Here is a 17,887-nt window from a genome sequence, read left to right as displayed (position 1 = left end):
GATGACTTTTGAGAGAAACGAACGCCCCCGCAGGCCTTATTCTTCTGATACCAACAAAGAGAATGATCCCAATAAGGAGAAAGGCGATGACAAACCCAATTTAAATAACGAGCGGGAAGGCGGCAAACCCGACTACAACAGTGGTGGCTCAGAAGGGCGCACTGGTTACAATCGAGAAGGCGGATATCGTCCGCGCACAGACTACAATCGTGATGGCGGCACAGGTGGCGGCTACAACCGTGAAGGCGGAAGTGGTGGTTACAACCGTGATGGCGGCAGTGGTGGTGGCTACAACCGAGATGGTGGTGGCAGCAATTACAACCGTGATGGCGCAGGTGGCGGCTACAACGGTGGTGGTGGATACGATCGCGGCGGAAGCGGCGGTGGTGGATACAACCGCGGTGGTGGTGGCTATGGCGGCGGCAGTGGCGGCGGTGGATACGATCGCGGCGGCGGTGGCGGAGGCTACAACCGTGGTGGTGGTGGCTACGGCGGCGGCAGTGGCGGTGGTGGATACGATCGCGGCGGAAGCGGCGGTGGTGGATACGACCGTGGCGGTGGCGGCGGTGGTTACAATCGCGGCGGTGGCGGCGGTGGATACGATCGCGGCGGAAGCGGCGGTGGTGGATACGACCGTGGCGGCGGCGGTGGTGGTTACAATCGCGGCGGTGGCGGCGGTGGTTACGATCGCGGCGGTGGCGGCGGTGGTTACAATCGCGGCGGTGGCGGCGGTGGTTACGATCGCGGCGGCGGTGGCGGTGGTTACAATCGCGGCGGTGGCGGCGGCGGTGGATACCGTGGCGGCGGCGCTCCAAGACAAGGTGGAAGACCTCAACGCTTTGAGCCAAAACCAGATAACAAAATATACTTTATCGCACTGCTGCCAACTGCAGAAGTAGGTAAAGAAATTATAAAGATCAAACAGGAATTTGCAGAACAATACGGTCCTATGTACGCACTGAAAGTGTTGCCACATATTACCCTGCAGGTACCTTTCACTGCTGATCCGGCATTGGAAAAAGCTTTCTGTGATGAACTGACGGAATTTGCCAAAACACAGGCGCCTTTCGAAGTTTCCCTGAAAGGCTTCGGTACTTTCCCGAATAAACAGAACCGTGTACTGTTCATCAACGTGGAAAAAAGTGAAACCATGTCTGCTATGCACCGTCAGCTGATCAACTTCCTGCGTAAGGAATTTGGCTTCAGCACCATGCTGGCACGTACAGGATTTACCCCACACGTTACCGTGGCATTTAAAGACCTGGAAGATGATCAGTTCAACAAAGCATGGCCTGAATATGAGAACAAGGAATACGAGGCTACTTTTAAAGTAAACAACCTCTACTTCCTCCGTCACAACGGTAAATCATGGGAAGTGCTGCAGAAATGCAAATTAGGTGGCGCCTGATAAATGCCCATCTTTAAAATAATAAAAGGCCCCTGCAAGTGCAGGGGCCTTTTCATTTTAAACACAGACAGTATAACAGTGTAGGATATACGAAGTTTACATCATTACTGCTTTACTACCTTACCGGAACCCTTTACCTCCGCTACCACTTTCGCTTCACCGGTATAAACAATATTTCCGCTGCCATAGATCCTGGCGTCAAGGTTTTTCCTTACATACACGCCATGCCCGCCGGAACCACGGATAGTAATACTGGCATTTTGCACTTCCAGGTTCATTGCGGCAATGTTGCCGCTGCCGTTAATATCGCTGTTCAGCGAGCCGGCAAATCCACGCATGTTAATGTTGCCCGAACCGTTAATAGTAGTGTTAAGATTGGCGGCATCCAGTATAAGCGCCGCATCGGCACTGCCGTTTAGTTCATACTTAAATAAGGAAGTATGTATGGTATCCTGATTATCTAAGGATCCCGAACCATCAAACTTTACCCGTTGAAAAAGAGGATTGTGAACATATACTTTCATGGGCTGATGATGCCGGATATTGACCCCGTTTTTTACCCGGACGAATAAAGTGTTGCTGCGCATGCCTGTTTCTATCACGCCTATAATATTGTCTTCCGCTTTTATTTCCACCTTCGCATTGTTTTCCTGTAACAGGTGTACCTCAAATGGTCCTGATATGTCCACATCCGTAAAAGGGTCTGTGGTGCGGGTTTCCGTTACCACATTACCGGAGCCTGAAATGTTTTCTTTGGTACAGCCGGATAAAATAATGCTAAAGATGGCAATCATCAGCAGCAGCCATCCAATACTCAAACTTGTATACGTTATAATAAACTGCTTTTTCATAAACATCATTTTAAAAAAAGGGGTGCTTAAAGAAATGACGTTTAGAGAAACACTTACCCCTATGGGGTGAAAAAAGATAGTTTTTTGGGAAGGCAGGGAGGCTATAAATGAAAGAAGCCGGCCGTACAGACGTACGGAACCGGCTTTTTGATTAACCCCTATGAAAACAAACTATTGCTCTTGTTTAATGTGCTAATTTAATTTCTCCTAAATCGGTGGATTTTCCATCCTCCACTTTAACATCTGTAACAGTTGCAGGCTTATACGGCGCTTTCGCTCCTACTATAACCGTATATGCACCAGCCTTCGCTGCCTGAAAACTAAACGCGCCATCAGTAACGGGCGATTTTAATGTATCTGTTCCCTGAATGGCCCAGGCTTCAGTAGCCCCATCTGCCGGTGTTACTTTACCTGCTATGGATCCACCATCAACGCCCTTAAATGCGAAGGCTCCAATCGCCACAGCTGCAAGTGCTAACATGCTTACTTTTATCTTCTTCATAGCTTACAATTTTAAACGGTTTAACAATAAAGGTTACATGGTAAGTAAAGGTGTTAGCATTTTTTTTATTACTGTTTTAAGATGTAAAAGAACTTGTTGTTATAGCCCGATTTTGCAATTACGATGCCATACTGTTTTGAAGCCTTGCCATTTAACATATCTTTTGGAAGACATTAACAAAAACGATGGAACATATATTTAAAAAGAAAGGCCGCCACATACGCTGTGGCGGCCTTTCTAAGACGTTTGTATCTGTAATACTTATCTTCTGTTTAACTTGCTCATGAGGCGCAGTATTTCCAGGTATAACCATACCAGTGTCACCATCAGACCAAAGGAGGCATACCACTCAAAGTATTTAGGCGCGCCCTGTAAAGCTCCCTGTTCTATCATATCGAAATCCATGATCAGGTTCAGGGCCGCAATAGCTACCACCACCAGGGAAAATATGATTCCAAAGGTACCACTGCTGTGAATCAGCGGCATTTCAATATTAAACATGCGCAGTACAATGGCAATCAGGTAAAAGATACCGATACCCAGGGTAGCAGTCATCACAATTGATTTAAAACGCTCCGTTGCCCGGATCACCCCTGTGCGATAGAGGATCAGCATGGCAATGAAAGTACCAAAGGTTAAACCTACGGATTGCATCACAATGCCAGGCCATTTGGCCTCAAACATGGCGGAAATAGCACCCAGGAATAAACCTTCTGCTATCGCGTATGCGGGGGCCAGGTAAGCCGACCATTCTTTTTTGAAAATAATTACCAATGCCAGTATAAATCCACCGATGGCGCCACCAAATGCCAATGGCATTACGCTGCCGCTATTTCTGTAAAATTCTCCCCAGGAAAAAACTGCAGCCGCCATTAACAGCAGGAGCATAAAAGACATTTTGTTAACGGTTCCACGGATGGTCATGGTCTCCCCTGCGATGTGAGGCGCTTTATCAAATACACTTTGCTTCAGTACAGGGTTGTTCGATTGAAAGAGTGCCATAAAGTATAGTTTAAATTTATGGGTTAAAAATACGATTTGATTTGATATCAGGGACAGTTATACCACTGAAAAAGGGCAAAATTAGCATTTCTATAACCATAACTTCCCGTTATCAGCCATAACTATAAGTAATGGGAATGCTTTATTCCGGTAAGAATAGTCTACTAAAGTTGTGTACTTTTGTAATCGGATCGGGAATAATATTGCAGGGCTGTGGGTTCCTACCTCCCGATTACCTAAATTTACATCTTTAAAAAGAATATCTTAAAAAGAATAAATAGATGCCTAATACTTCGATTCAACAGCTGGAGGATGTAGTGATAAAATTTGCAGGCGACAGTGGAGACGGGATGCAGTTAACAGGTACCCAGTTTTCAAACAATACCGCATTATTCGGTAATGACCTGAGCACATTCCCGGATTTTCCGGCGGAGATCCGTGCCCCGATAGGTACATTACCAGGCGTGAGCGGTTTCCAGCTACACTTTTCTTCTAACAGAATATTCACCCCGGGCGACGCCTGCGATGTGCTGGTAGTGATGAACGCGGCAGCATTGAAGGCTAACCTGAAAGGACTTAAAAAAGGCGGCATTATCCTCGCCAATACCGATGGTTTTGATGCTAAAAACCTTCGCCTCGCCAATTACCCGGAAGGCGTAAATCCACTGGAAGATGGTTCCCTGGCGCCATATCAGCTGCATACAATGGATGTAACCAAAATGACGCGCGAAGCGCTGAAGGATACTACCCTGGGTATGAAAGAAAAAGACCGTGCAAAAAACATGTTTGTGCTGGGATTCCTCTACTGGCTGTACGACCGTAACATGGAAAATACAGAAGTGTTCCTGAAAGAGAAATTCGGCAAAAAACCGGATATCCTGGACAGTAACCTGAAAGTACTGCATGCCGGCTACAACTTTGCTGATACCGTAGAAGCCTTTACTACCCGCTATCGTGTGGAAAAAGCCCGGATGGAACCAGGTACTTACCGCAGTATTACCGGTAACACCGCCCTGGCTTATGGCCTGGTGGCAGCATCTCAGAAAGCAAACCTGCCCCTGTTTCTCGGTACTTACCCGATTACGCCGGCTTCCGACATCCTGCATGAACTGAGCCGCTTCAAGAATTTTGGTATCCGTACCTTCCAGGCGGAAGACGAAATTGCGGGGATCACCTCCGCTATTGGCGCTTCCTATGGCGGTCATATGGGCGTTACTACTACCTCCGGCCCCGGTATGGCACTGAAAGGTGAGGCAATGGGACTGGCAGTAATGCTGGAAATACCTTTAATGATCGTTGATATTCAACGTGGCGGCCCTTCTACCGGGTTGCCTACCAAAACGGAACAGTCCGACCTGTTACAGGCATATTATGGCCGTAACGGAGAGTGCCCGATGCCGATTGTTTCTGCATCCACACCGGCAGACTGCTTCGAAGCAGTATTTGAAGCCTTCCGGATCTCTGTAAAGCACATGACCCCGGTTATTTTCCTCAGTGATGGCTACATCGCCAATGGTTCTGAACCATGGCGCTTCCCTAAGGCTGCGGACCTGCCCGCAATTGAAGTGAAATTCAAGAAGGGACTGGAAGAAGGAGAGGAACAATTCCTGCCTTATCACCGTGATGAAAACCTGGTGCGCCCCTGGGCAGTACCCGGCACACCTGGCCTGGAACACCGTATTGGCGGCCTGGAGAAACAGAACATCACCGGTAACGTGAGCTACGATCCGGAAAACCACCAGCTGATGGTGAAAATCCGCCAGGAAAAGGTAGATAAGATTGCGGATCATATTCCGTTGCAGAAAATAGAACTCGGTCCGGAAAAAGGAAAGATCCTGGTACTGGGCTGGGGCTCCACCTATGGCGCCATCAAAAGCGCTGTGCTGGACCTGCTGGCAGAAGGACATGAAGTAGCGCATGCACATATCCGCTACATCCGTCCTTTCCCCAAAAACCTGGGCGAAATACTGCACAGCTATGATAAAGTGCTGATTCCTGAAATCAATAACGGCCAGCTGATCAAAATTATCCGTGATCAGTTCCTGATTGATGCACAGGGCTATCATAAAATTATGGGCGTACCTATTACCAAAGGTGAACTGATCACAAAGATCAGGGAAATGCTGGCATAAGCTACTGCCGTATATTATTTTAAAGTACACAATAAAAAATCCTGTCCGTAGTGGCAGGATTTTTTGTATTTTCCTTGATGGGAGGAACACTTACAGCTACTACTTCCCCGGGAAAATATTGTTAGTTTAAGTCAACTATTATGAATAGTCTTTTTAGGTTATTGTTTATCACCTTCACAGTAGCTGTATTGTTTTTACAGGCAAAAGCCCAAACCAATACTTTCGAAGTGCGTATTGCCAATCACGCAGTAGGGACCATTGAAGCTAACCGCAAGCTCGCCGGAAACGCCAAAAGCATCATTATCAAAACACGGATCCAGATCATGTTATCGAAGATCAACAGCGACATTGCGAATGAATACAGCAATAATGTACTCACCACTGCAAAGGTTTCACGGGTATCCGGTAAATCAGGCGAAGATAAACAGACTACTATCCATCGTAACGGTAAGGAATATACGATAATAGTTAACGGCGCAAAATCAGTAATAGATACGGAAATAGAAGAGTGTGTGGCGGATCTTTATTTTATGGAACCCCGGCAACTGAACCGTGTGTTTTCTGAAACGCTGGGCCGTTTCCTGCCTGTGAAATCGCTGGGAGGGGGCGTGTATGAGCTTATATTGCCGGAGGGAAAAAAGAATGTATTCAAATATGAAAACGGTATCTTAAAACAGGTAGAAGTAAATCATACACTGGGCAAAGCCTTGTTTGTAAAAATAAGCTAACTGCGAAGGATGTGATTATCCTGATAGCTTACCAGGACAATCACATCTATCATAAAAATTACAATACCTGTTCAATGATCTGACCGCTCGCTTTATCTTTCAGGATCAGCTTCTTCGCCCCGAAATGCGTCATCTCTTCTTTTACCAGGTAATATTGGTCGTTGTACTCCGTTAAGGTTTTTGCTTTGGTAAGCCCTTCCTGTCCGCGCCATATTTCCAGTTGCACTGGTTCCCACTGTTTGGTGGCTGCACTTTTATAAGCAGCATCGAGAATAGCGTTTACCACATAGCCGTCGTAAAATGTTTCATTGGCTTCCTTACCGGCTTCCATTGCATCAAACATATTGGTGAACATGTGATTATAACCCAGTTCATTCAGTTCATCGCCTACGGGAAACAGCCAGCCGGAATTGCTTTCAGCTTTCTCTGCCACATAATCAGCGCCTTTGCCGGTAGTAAACATATCAAAGCCGGTACGCAGGAAGCTGTTGAGCCAGATGGTTCCTTCGGTACCCATTACTTCATCGCGCAGATCGAGGCCGCCGCGGAAAGTCCAGCTTACTTCAAACTGGCCGATGGCGCCGTTTTCATATTTCACCAGGCCAATAGCATGATCTTCTGCATCAATAGGTTTTACCTGTGTATCTGCCCAGCACATCACTTCTACCGGTTTAATATCCTTCCCGATAAAGTTGCGGCCAATTTCCACGCAGTGGCAGCCCAGATCCAGGATGCAGCCGCCGCCTGCCTGTTCTTTATCCCAGAACCATTCGCTGTGGGGGCCGGGATGCGTTTCCCTGGACTTGGCCCAGAGAATCCTTCCCAGGGCGCCGTCTTTCACGCTTTGCAGCGCTTTCAGGAATTTGGGAGTATACACCAGGTCTTCGAGATAACCGTGGAAGATGCCCGCTTTTTCTACTGCTTCCAGCATCCGCTTTGCTTCCTGCGCATTACGTCCCAGCGGCTTGGTGCAGATCACTGCTTTTTTGTGTTTGCAACAAAGACTAACCGCCGCTTCATGCAGGTTATTGGGAAGAGATACACAAACTATGTCTACTTCCGGACGGGCAATGGCAGCTTCCATTTCCGTGGTTTGAAAAGCAACATCATAATCTGTGGCGAATTTTTGCGCGCTTTCTTCCCGGCGGGAATATACACTTACAATTTTATCGCGGCTACGCTGTCCCTGCAGGGAATCGGCATAGAACCGCGCAATAAAACCTGAACCAAGCATTGCTATTTTTGCCATAATAATCGTTTTGCCGATGATTAATGTTTAACAACCGTATTCTTATTGCTATCTCTGAAAAACAACATGAACAGTACTAATACTACTGCAGCAATACCCGCAGGAATCAGCCAGATGGTATGCCAGTTGTGGCTGTTGGCGCCTGTTTTATAGGCGTCTACAATAGGCCCGGAGATGATAAAACCAATTAACATTCCCACGCCATAAGTAGCCAGTGTTACAAAACCCTGTGCAGAGCTTTTGAATTCTTCACCTGCAATTTTATCGGTGTAGATCTGCCCGGTTACAAAGAAGAAATCATAACAGATACCGTGTAAGATGATCCCTACAATCAGCATCCAGTAGTTGGCGTCGATGTCGCCGAAAGAGAACAGGGCGTAGCGTACTACCCAGGCGAGCATACCTAATGCCAGCATCTTTTTCACACCTAACCTGGCGAAGAACAACGGCATTACCAGCATGAACAGGAACTCCGACATCTGTCCCATAGATTGCTTGCCGGCAGCGGCGTTCATGCCTATTTCATTCAGGAATGGATTGGTGAAATTATAGTAAAATGCCAGTGGAATACAGATAGCAATAGACGCCAGGAAGAACAGCAGGTAAGAGCGGTTTTTCAGCATCCGGATGGCATCCAGGCCGAGGATTTCTTTTACAGAGATCTGGGTGCCTTTTTTTGCCGGTGGTGTTTTAGGCAGGGTAAAGCTGAACAATCCCAGCAGGAGGGAAGCGCCTGCAGCCATTTTAAAGGTAAGGTCCAGCGAGTTGGTTTTTTCCCACTGCAGCCACCCGATGAGTAAGCCGGCGATGATCCATCCTACGGTGCCGAATACACGGATAAAAGAAAACTCTTTACTTGGGTCGCTCATCTGCCGGAAGGAGATAGAGTTCACCAGTGCCAGCGTGGGCATGTAAAGGATCATATAAACCAGCAACACGGGATAGAAGCTGTCGTAGCTGGTCATGCCCGAGCAGGTCCATAGCAGCGCTGCGCCAGCGAGGTGTATCACTCCGAGGATGACCTGTGCGGAAATAAACCGGTCGGCAATAATGCCTACAATAAAAGGCGCTATCACTGCACCGATAGATTGTGTAAGGAAGGCATAACCCACCTGGGTATCGGTGGCGCCCTGCAGATTTTTTAATACGAATGTTCCTAATGTCACAAACCATGCGCCCCAGATAAAAAATTCCAGGAACATCATAAATGATAGTTGTACCCTAACAGCTGATCTCATAACGACTAATGCTTTATTGATTGAATCTTGATGAACCGCTTAAGATAATAAAATTCCATAATTGCAGCATGAAATTATTGATGGATAACAGAAACTCCTGCGGTTCATAGAGTATTGTTTCTGATCTTTTTACCGGGCATTACCGAAATACCGGAACCGGCCGCCAGTAAAGCACTTTTAGGCGCCTGTTGCAGCATGTTTTCAAACGCGGCGCCGTATAGTATCCGGGTACTGCAATGATAATCAAATCCGGTGACCGGATGAATTTCCCATTGCGGATGAGTTACCTGGTATTCGCCGGTGGTTTGGTGATCAAGCCGGGTATAGCCCCAGTAGTGGTCCGTGATAAATTGTTCCTCACTGCCTGCAACAATAGGCTGACTTGCCTGCAGAGCAGTGGCCGATAAATGATTCCATTCGTTTTTCACTTTCCAGCGGTAAGCTACTTTCAGCGTGGCTGCATCCGGGTTTTCCCAGGAGTGGGTCATGATGTGCGTGGCATACTTTTCCCCGTACAGTGTATTGGCTACAAAGGTGATGAGTGCTTTGGGCACCAGTTCTTTTACAAATACTACCCCGCGTTTCCATTCACCGGCCTGTTTGTACCGCACATAAAAGCGGAGGTTCACTTCCTCAAAAGTACGGTGGCCGGGAAAGGCCAATCCTTTCACCCGCGTGTCCTGGAAGAGAAAGCCCACGAGGCTTATGTAGGTGGTATTGTTCCAGGTGTCCAGTTCTGTATGAGCCGGTACATAAGCGTTGAGTACAGCGGGATCTGCTTCAAAGTTGATCATCAGCAGGTTTCTCCAGGCGGCGGTGAGGAATGGGCGCATATCAGCTTGCCTTTACCAGTTTTGCATAATACTTACAGGCGGGTCTTAGTCCGCATTCGCCGCATTTAGGGCTGCGGGCCACGCAAATGTAGCGGCCATGCAAAATGAGCCAGTGATGGGCGATGTGTACTTTTTCTTCCGGAATATTTTTCAGCAGCTGCAGTTCGGTTTGCAGTGGTGTTTTGGCGTTGACGGTGAGTCCTATCCTGGCGGATACCCTGAATACATGCGTATCTACTGCCATGTTGGGTTGCTGATGTACTACGGAAGTGATTACATTGGCTGTTTTACGGCCTACGCCGGGCAGTTTTATCAGTTCCGGTACGGTAGCGGGTATTTCCCCGTTAAAGTCTTCCACCACCATTTGCGCCATCCCGATGAGGTGTTTGGTTTTATTGTTGGGATAGCTGATGCTCCGGATGAGCGGGAACAGGTCGTCGAAGGTGGCGGTGCTGAGGGCATATACGTCCGGGTACTGCGCAAAGATAGCAGGGGTGGTCATGTTCACCCTTTTATCGGTGCATTGTGCAGACAGGATAACGGCTACCAGCAGTTGGTAAGGATTGTCGTAGATGAGTTCCGTTTCGGCATTGGGAGCATGTGTCTCAAAGTATTTGAGAACAAATGCATAACGCTCTTTTTGAGTCATGCCATAAAGATAGGAAAAATGAAAAAAGTATGGTCGTTGTTACTGCTCTTCCGCTTTTTGTTTATTGGCGGCATAGTCGAAAATCAGCTGGAGGGTGGCCACTCTTGGCGCATAACGTACAGTGTTCAGGGCTGCTTTGGTGTCGTCAAAGCTGGCTTGTTCTTCCCGGGTTAAAGAAAGATCCTCCTGGTGATGTTTGATATCGCTTTTGGTAACAAGACACAGGGTTGAAAGTACAGAAAGTGTAAAATTACTCATGCATTATTATTTTAATACTAATAATAGGTTCTCTTTTATAACGGATTTTGCCCGGAATCTATTGTTAATTTAAGATAAATTTTTAAGATGCACAAGGGGGAAAGGAAGAGCTATTGAGCGGGGGCAGGGGTGATAATGAACAGGTCTTCATTATCTTTCTTCATATAATATTTTTCGCGGGCAAATTTCTCCAGTTTTTCCGGGCTGGAAAGCAGTTCCTGCTGCTCTTCGCGGGTTTGTTTGATTTCCTGGATAAAGAATTCCTTCTGATTTTCGAGTTTATTAACCTCCGACTGGAACTGGTACTGGTACATGAGGTTGGTTTTGTCCAGGAAGGCGATCCAGATGATAAAGGCAGCAAAAGCTATGAAGAACTTATTCTTCAGGACCTTTGGCACTTTTATAGATTTTAATCCGGACATACAGCAATTTACAAATCATTTTTGGATTTCAGATATCCGGCGGTGATGTTGCCGGATATCCGAGATCCAAAAGTTTTTCCCGAAGGATTATTTTTTAACACTGATAGAGTTGGTAGGATAGATCGCTACTTCACCCAGTGCTTCTTCGATACGGAGTAACTGGTTGTATTTCGCCATACGGTCGGTACGGGAAGCGGAACCGGTTTTGATCTGACCGCAGTTCAGGGCTACGGCGAGGTCAGCGATGGTGGTATCTTCAGTTTCGCCGGAACGGTGGCTCATGATGGAAGTGTAACCGGCTTTGTGCGCCATGTTCACCGCATCGATGGTTTCTGTTACGGTACCGATCTGGTTTACTTTTACGAGGATGCTGTTAGCGATACCTTTATCGATACCTTCTTTCAGGCGGAGTACGTTGGTTACGAACAAATCGTCGCCTACCAGCTGTACGCGGTTGCCTACTGATTCAGTCAGTTTTTTCCAGCCATCCCAGTCGTCTTCAGCCATACCATCTTCGATGGAAACGATCGGATATTTATTTACCCATTCAGTCCAGTAAGCCACCATTTCGTCGCTGCTGATTACTTTCTGGGAGCTTTTGTAGAATTTATAGCTCTTGGTAGCGTCATCGTACATTTCGCTGCTGGCGGCATCCAGGGCGATAGCTACCTGGGTACCTGGTTCGTAACCGGCTGCTTTGATGGCTTCCAGTACGGTTTCGATAGCTTCTTCGTTGCTCTGGATTTCAGGAGCAAAGCCGCCTTCGTCACCTACGTTGGTGCTGTATCCTTTCTTTTTCAGTACGGATTTCAGGTGGTGGAAAATTTCCACGCCCCAGCGGAGGCCTTCAGAGAAAGAAGGAGCGCCTACCGGTACGATCATGAATTCCTGGAAGTCGATTTTATTATCCGCATGTGCACCACCATTGATGATGTTCATTAAAGGAATAGGGAGGGTGAAAGCGTTTACACCGCCGAGGTAGCGGTACAGTGGCTGGTTGCTTTCTTCAGCAGCAGCTTTGGCTACCGCCATGCTCACTGCCAGGGTAGCGTTAGCACCCAGTTTAGCTTTATTAGGAGTACCATCAAGTTGAATCAGCATTTTATCGATACCAGCCTGATCCGTTACTTCCCAGCCAATCAGTTCTTCAGCGATGATATCATTTACATTGCTTACAGCCTGCAGTACGCCTTTGCCCATGTAAACAGCCTTATCATTATCGCGCAGTTCTACTGCTTCGTGTTTACCGGTAGAAGCACCGGATGGAACTGCTGCGCGGCCAAAATGTCCGTCTTCTGTGGTTACATCAACCTCAATTGTAGGATTACCACGGCTGTCGAGGATCTGCCTGGCATGGATTTCTGAAATAATACTCATAATTCGAAAAGTTATTATTGTTAGCTATTTAATTAGCATCTGGCGTTTGCTGCAGCTGTTAGTCCCTCACCACTCTCGGGTTGCCAAAGGCCACAGTTAGTTGCCGGAAGCTTTTGTCAATGTCAGTTCCCGGAATATTGCTTCCAGGCTTTGTGAATTGCTCTGCAAAGAAAGTATGTTCCTGTTATTAATCAAAGCAAATTGTAACAGGTTTTTTCGCACCTCATCTACCTGGCTGGTAAATAACTGCCAGCTATGGTCTTCCCTGGCCACCACACGGCTTATGCCGGGAATTGCCATCAATTCGGCTTCGCTTACCGGCTCCGCAAAGGTAACCTGTAAATAACCATTCCCACTGTTGTTTTGCTGGATTAACGATAATTTATCGTCTGCAATGATTTTTCCTTTGTTAATGATGATTACCCGGTCGCACAGCGCCTCTACTTCCTGCATAATATGCGTGGAGAGGATCACTGTTTTGTTGGCGCCCAGCTCTTTGATCAGCCGCCTGATATCGGCCAGCTGATTGGGATCCAGCCCGGTAGTGGGCTCGTCCAGGATCAGTACTTCCGGATCATGCAGCAGGGCCTGTGCCAGCCCCACCCGCTGTTTATAGCCGTTGGATAATGCGCCGATCTTTTTGTGCCGCTCAGGTTGCAGTCCTGTTAGCTCAATTACCGAGGTAATCCGCTGTGCGCCTGCCTTTCCCAGCTGATGGATGCCCGCCACAAACTCCAGGAACTCCCGGATATACATATCATAATACAGGGGATTGGATTCCGGCAGATATCCTACCCTTTTCCGTACTTCCAGCGATTGCGATACAATATCAAAACCACACACACTGGCCTTCCCGCTCGTTGGAGGCAGGAAACCGGTGATCATCTTCATGGTAGTGGATTTCCCTGCGCCGTTGGGCCCCAGGAAACCAGTGATCTCTCCCTTTTTTAACTCAAAGGAAATAGCATCCACTGCCCGTTGTTCGCCGTATACTTTACTGAGTTCTGATACCTGGATAGACATGTATGCTTGCACGTTTTGCGGGAACTAATGTACTTAAAAAAGCGGATTTATGCGGATTTTGTCTTATTCAGGATCACGCTGATTATGCTGATTACTTTGATTTTGTTTTTATTTTCAGGGAGATGGATAACGGATATGCTGGCACTCATTTCCGGGCTTTTCAACAGGCATGCTTAATACGTATACGTGCATACGAAAATAAATTGCCGGCCACTGGCATGAACCTTGTTTTCCTATCTCCCGGAAAATAAAAATAAAATCAAAGTAATCAGCATAATCAGTGTGATCCTGAATAAGACAAAATCCGCATAAATCCGCTTTTCCCTACATTTGCATATTATGAAGAGAGTCATCGGTCTACTTTGTTTGCTTCCGCAACTATTACAGGCGCAATCCATCCCGGTAAAGGACTATCCGCAAGGCTATTTCAGGAACCCGCTGAATGTTCCGATCATACTGGCCGGTAACTTTGGGGAGCTGCGGCCCAACCACTTCCATTCAGGAATGGATATTAAAACGCAACAAAAAGAAAATCTGCCGGTACACGCTGCGGCAGATGGTTATGTAAGCCGCATCGGCGTATCGCATACCGGTTTCGGGAATGTACTTTACATTACTCACCCTAATGGCTATACGACGGTTTACGCCCACCTTAACGCCTTTTTTCCTGCCCTGCAGCAGTACGTGAAGAAGCAGCAATACCAGGCCGAAAGCTGGGCCAGCGATCTCACCATCCCCGCCGGCATGTTTCCTGTAAGAAAAGGTGACTTTGTAGCCTGGAGCGGTAACACAGGCGGATCTGCAGGACCACACCTGCACTTTGAAATCAGGAATACCACAACAGAAAAACCACTGAACCCACTGCTCTTTGGTTTTGACATTGCAGATACCAAAGCCCCGGATGTATACCGCCTGGCGATATACGACCGTGAAAAAAGTATTTATGAACAAAAGCCGCTCGTAGTAGCATTAAAAAAAGTGGGCGGCGAATATGTTACCACCCAGCCGGTGGTTAAAATTAACGCTGCGCAGGCAGGCATCGGCGTAAGTGCTATCGACCGGATGAACACCGGTAATATCTACGGCATTTATGAAGTGACCCTGTTCCAGAATAATGAACCGGATATCGACTTCCAGCTGGATAACATCGGCTACGAGGAAACCCGTTACCTGAATGCACACATCGATTATAAAACAAAAAAAGATGGCGGTCCGTACTACCAGCTGGTGTTTTCCCTGCCCGGCAATAAACTGGATATTTACCACGATCTGAAAGGCGATGGTACCATCCACTTGTCCGACGGTGCCGTGCATAATGTAAAGCTGCTGGTAAAGGATGCATACGGCAATACTTCCACCGTGAAACTGGCCCTGCAGCAGTCAGGCGTGGACGACGCGCAGAAAGCATGCGCCAATACCATGTACGCCGATTCACGCAATATCTTTGAAAACAACCAGGTGGAGTTTTACCTGGATGAAACCGCGCTGTACGACCAGGTGTGTTTCAATTACCTGGAAACAGCGTCTGTAAGCACCAAAGCATATTCCAACGTGTACCACCTGCACAACGCACTGGTGCCCGTACACGATTTCTTTGATGTACGTCTTCGCGCTACCCGGGCTGTTCCGGAAAACCTGCAATCGAAAATAGTGATGGTGAGAGAGGCACAGGGCAGCAACAGCACTTCCGCCACCACGCTGGAAAACGGCTGGTACAAAGGCACTTTCCGCGACTTCGGCAACTTCCACCTGGAAGTGGATACCGTGGCGCCAAAGGTAACGCCACTGGGCGTGAAGCCGGGCGCTGTTCTTTCAAAAGCCGCTAAACTGTCTTTTGCCATGAATGATGCCAGCGGTATCAAAAGCTACCGTGCAGAACTGGATGGCAAATGGTTGTTGTTTTCCCGGAGGGGTAACGTACTTACCTATACGTTTGATGAACATTGTCCGCCGGGAGCGCATATGCTGGTATTGAAAGTAACCGATGTGGCAGGAAATGAAGGCATCTACAGATTATCATTCAAACGTTAAGATATCATTTCAAACAGCTAAAACCGTAAATATGGGAAACTTAAAAGAAGGCGATAAAGCCCCCGTTTTCAAAGGAAAAGATCAGCATGGCAAAACCGTATCCCTGACTGATTTTAAAGGCAAACGGGTAGTGCTGTATTTTTATCCGAAAGATATGACCCCGGGATGTACGGCCCAGGCATGTAACCTGCGGGACAACTATGACACCCTGCTGAAAAAAGGATATGCGGTAGTAGGTGTAAGCACCGACAGCGAGCAGAGTCACCAGAAATTTATTGAGAAATACGAACTGCCTTTTACCTTACTGGCAGATGAAGATAAAAAGATTGTACACCAGTACGGTGTGTATGGCGAAAAGCAGATGATGGGTAAAACGTATGATGGTATTCATCGTACTACTTTCCTCATTGATGAAAGCGGTGTGATTGCACACATCATCAAAAAGCCTGACACAAAAAATCATACAGAAGAGATCCTGGAATTGTGGAAGTAAGAGGATATTAAAAAAGAGAAGGGAGATAGTTGCGAAACTATCTCCCTTCTCTTTTTATATCTGTTGAGTGTTATCTCTTCTGGCGTTGTTTCTTAAACAGGTTACCTGTTTTGAACTTGTTACCTTCAGGGCTACCTACGCGGTCCATCGCGCAGCGGAAGCCAACGGTGTTAGTGGCCATATCTTCCTGCATGTAACGGCGTGTACCGGGTGAAAGCCAGTAAGCACGGTCGTTCCAGCTACCACCTTTAATCACGTGTGATTTATCATTGATCAGGGTAGTGATACCATAACCATATTCCACCTGTGAAAGGGAGTCACCATCGAGGTAGTTGATTACATCACCTTTCTGGTAGTTAAGACGGTTAGCACTTTCTTCGTCTGTTACATCACGCATTTTCAGGTGACCAAGACTATCTTTTTCGAACTCTTTATTTTCGTTCTGGTAAACAGTCTGGAATTTATTACCACGGAAGTAGTTGAAATCTTCCCCATCGATTGGGTTCAGTGGTCTGTATACGTCCAGTACCCATTCTGCCACGTTACCGGACATGTTATAGATGCCGAATGTGTTAGGGTAGAAGGAGCGGATAGGACCAGGGATAGAAGCACGGTCGTTCAAACCACCGGCCACACCCATGTTATCACCGGAACCGCGCTTGAAGTTGGCCAGGAACTGACCTTGCATGGTACCGCGGCGGATATCACGTAAGCCGCTGGTGTTGGTGCCCCAGGAGTACACCTGTTTGTTCATGATCAGCTCTTCCCCGTGTTTGCCTTCTTTTTTGGAAGGGCCAGGGTTCTGACCTATATAACCCAGTGCGGCGTATTCCCATTCTGCTTCTGTCGGGAGACGGTAGTTTGGTAACATGATACCATCTTCAAAGGCAGCATTACGGGGCGTACCGTCGGAATTTTTGAACTGGTCTTTTGCACTCTTCGACATTTTACCGGGCGTACCTTCGTATAAGCCGGCTGTGTAAGACTTGGTGTCAAAGGTGTTGTCGTCTGACTGGTTGCCCACATCTGCTTTGGAGAGGAGACCCTTATCCATCAGCAGTTTTTCGTTCACACGGTTAGAACGCCATTTACAGTAGTCGGTTGCCTGTTTCCAGGTAACACCTACTACGGGATAGTCGTTGTAAGCCGGGTGACGGAAATAGTATTCTACCAGTGGCTCGTTGTAGGCGAGTTCACTACGCCATACCAGGGTATCCGGCATTGCGTTGCGGTATACATCCGGGAATGATTCCCCGTATACGCGGTTCAGCCAGTAGAGATATTCGCGGTAATGTACGTTGGCTACTTCAGATTCATCGATATAGAAGGAGGAAACCGTAATACGGCGCGGAATATTATTCCAGTCGCCCATTACATCCTGTTCGGTGGCTCCCATAGCGAATGTACCACCCTGTACAAAAACAAGGCCCGGACCAGTTTGCTGGTTCACGTTTTTAGCTACGCTGAAACCGCCCATTTTCTGGTCGTTATAGTTCCAGCCCGTAGCGGAAGAAGCTTCCTTCTTCTTGCCGAAAAGTCCCCCGCCGTCCTTATGACAGGCACTCATGGATAGCATTACGCTGGTACCTACGAGCAATGATAAAGAGGTTAATCTACGCATGCGATACAGCTTTAGTCTAGTATATTTACAGTAAACGCAAATGTACTCTTTTTTATTTTATGGCGAAAAA

Annotated in this window: 17 protein-coding genes; 5 read left to right on the top strand and 12 right to left on the bottom strand. The window is 47.3% G+C overall.

Going from position 1 to position 17,887, the window contains the following annotated elements; all coding sequences use genetic code 11:
* The first annotated feature begins 1 nt into the window (after nucleotide 1).
* A complete protein-coding gene (locus PV783_RS01010; RefSeq protein WP_310009996.1) occupies nucleotides 2–1,408 on the top strand; it encodes a 2'-5' RNA ligase family protein in 1,407 nt (468 codons plus the stop codon).
* Between the two features lie 104 nt (nucleotides 1,409–1,512).
* Here the strand turns inward: PV783_RS01010 and PV783_RS01005 are convergent, their stop codons facing one another.
* From PV783_RS01005 to PV783_RS00995, 3 genes are all read right to left on the bottom strand, one after another.
* Nucleotides 1,513–2,259 carry a head GIN domain-containing protein gene (locus PV783_RS01005; RefSeq protein WP_420986891.1) on the bottom strand — a complete coding sequence of 249 codons (747 nt, stop codon included), beginning with the start codon at nucleotides 2,257–2,259 and terminating at the stop codon, nucleotides 1,513–1,515.
* 184 nt (nucleotides 2,260–2,443) lie between these two features.
* Entirely contained in the window at nucleotides 2,444–2,761 is a 318-nt protein-coding gene (locus PV783_RS01000; RefSeq protein WP_079471080.1) for a carboxypeptidase-like regulatory domain-containing protein, read from the bottom strand.
* A gap of 261 nt (nucleotides 2,762–3,022) precedes the next feature.
* Complete coding sequence (locus PV783_RS00995; RefSeq protein WP_420986890.1) at nucleotides 3,023–3,763, bottom strand: Bax inhibitor-1/YccA family membrane protein; 741 nt, start codon at nucleotides 3,761–3,763, stop codon at nucleotides 3,023–3,025.
* A 281-nt stretch (nucleotides 3,764–4,044) separates the two neighbouring features.
* On the opposite strand from PV783_RS00995, the gene PV783_RS00990 reads away from it, so the two are divergent.
* Together PV783_RS00990 and PV783_RS00985 are read left to right on the top strand one after the other, a co-directional pair.
* Nucleotides 4,045–5,895, top strand: coding sequence for a 2-oxoacid:acceptor oxidoreductase subunit alpha (locus PV783_RS00990; RefSeq protein ID WP_079471078.1), 1,851 nt, complete (start codon nucleotides 4,045–4,047; stop codon nucleotides 5,893–5,895).
* Nucleotides 5,896–6,035: 140 nt separating this feature from the next.
* Complete coding sequence (locus PV783_RS00985; protein ID WP_420986889.1) at nucleotides 6,036–6,623, top strand: DUF6134 family protein; 588 nt, start codon at nucleotides 6,036–6,038, stop codon at nucleotides 6,621–6,623.
* 58 nt (nucleotides 6,624–6,681) lie between these two features.
* Here the strand turns inward: PV783_RS00985 and PV783_RS00980 are convergent, their stop codons facing one another.
* The 8 genes from PV783_RS00980 to gldA form a co-directional block, all read right to left on the bottom strand.
* Nucleotides 6,682–7,872 carry a Gfo/Idh/MocA family protein gene (locus tag PV783_RS00980; protein ID WP_420986888.1) on the bottom strand — a complete coding sequence of 397 codons (1,191 nt, stop codon included), beginning with the start codon at nucleotides 7,870–7,872 and terminating at the stop codon, nucleotides 6,682–6,684.
* Nucleotides 7,873–7,892: 20 nt separating this feature from the next.
* Nucleotides 7,893–9,110, bottom strand: a complete 1,218-nt coding sequence (locus tag PV783_RS00975) for a nucleoside permease (RefSeq protein ID WP_079471075.1) — start codon at nucleotides 9,108–9,110, stop codon at nucleotides 7,893–7,895.
* Between the two features lie 104 nt (nucleotides 9,111–9,214).
* On the bottom strand, nucleotides 9,215–9,943 hold the full coding sequence (locus tag PV783_RS00970) for a YqjF family protein (RefSeq protein ID WP_420986887.1): 729 nt from the start codon (nucleotides 9,941–9,943) through the stop codon (nucleotides 9,215–9,217).
* A gap of 1 nt (nucleotide 9,944) precedes the next feature.
* A complete protein-coding gene (nth, locus tag PV783_RS00965) occupies nucleotides 9,945–10,592 on the bottom strand; it encodes an endonuclease III (protein ID WP_336388999.1) in 648 nt (215 codons plus the stop codon).
* A 39-nt stretch (nucleotides 10,593–10,631) separates the two neighbouring features.
* Nucleotides 10,632–10,850 (bottom strand): hypothetical protein, encoded by a 219-nt coding sequence (locus tag PV783_RS00960; RefSeq protein ID WP_079471072.1) that lies wholly within the window; start codon nucleotides 10,848–10,850, stop codon nucleotides 10,632–10,634.
* 110 nt (nucleotides 10,851–10,960) lie between these two features.
* A complete protein-coding gene (locus tag PV783_RS00955; RefSeq protein WP_079471071.1) occupies nucleotides 10,961–11,272 on the bottom strand; it encodes an FtsB family cell division protein in 312 nt (103 codons plus the stop codon).
* An 87-nt stretch (nucleotides 11,273–11,359) separates the two neighbouring features.
* Nucleotides 11,360–12,649 carry a phosphopyruvate hydratase gene (gene eno / locus PV783_RS00950; RefSeq protein ID WP_079471070.1) on the bottom strand — a complete coding sequence of 430 codons (1,290 nt, stop codon included), beginning with the start codon at nucleotides 12,647–12,649 and terminating at the stop codon, nucleotides 11,360–11,362.
* A 96-nt stretch (nucleotides 12,650–12,745) separates the two neighbouring features.
* A complete protein-coding gene (gene gldA, locus PV783_RS00945; protein ID WP_079471069.1) occupies nucleotides 12,746–13,672 on the bottom strand; it encodes a gliding motility-associated ABC transporter ATP-binding subunit GldA in 927 nt (308 codons plus the stop codon).
* Between the two features lie 339 nt (nucleotides 13,673–14,011).
* On the opposite strand from gldA, the gene PV783_RS00940 reads away from it, so the two are divergent.
* Both PV783_RS00940 and bcp read left to right on the top strand, forming a co-directional pair.
* Complete coding sequence (locus PV783_RS00940) at nucleotides 14,012–15,703, top strand: M23 family metallopeptidase (RefSeq protein WP_420986886.1); 1,692 nt, start codon at nucleotides 14,012–14,014, stop codon at nucleotides 15,701–15,703.
* Nucleotides 15,704–15,734: 31 nt separating this feature from the next.
* The gene (gene bcp / locus PV783_RS00935; protein WP_079471067.1) at nucleotides 15,735–16,196 is read left to right on the top strand and encodes a thioredoxin-dependent thiol peroxidase; all 462 of its coding nucleotides are present in this window, start codon (nucleotides 15,735–15,737) and stop codon (nucleotides 16,194–16,196) included.
* A 70-nt stretch (nucleotides 16,197–16,266) separates the two neighbouring features.
* On the opposite strand, the gene PV783_RS00930 is transcribed toward bcp, so the two are convergent.
* Nucleotides 16,267–17,817, bottom strand: a complete 1,551-nt coding sequence (locus PV783_RS00930) for an SUMF1/EgtB/PvdO family nonheme iron enzyme (RefSeq protein WP_079471066.1) — start codon at nucleotides 17,815–17,817, stop codon at nucleotides 16,267–16,269.
* Nucleotides 17,818–17,887 lie beyond the last annotated feature (70 nt).

The organism is Chitinophaga sp. CC14 (assembly GCF_048957795.1).
In the GTDB taxonomy this organism is placed as follows: domain Bacteria; phylum Bacteroidota; class Bacteroidia; order Chitinophagales; family Chitinophagaceae; genus Chitinophaga; species Chitinophaga ginsengisegetis.
The sequence above is the reverse complement of the archived record's forward strand: the minus strand, read 5'-3'. Positions and strand labels throughout refer to the sequence as shown.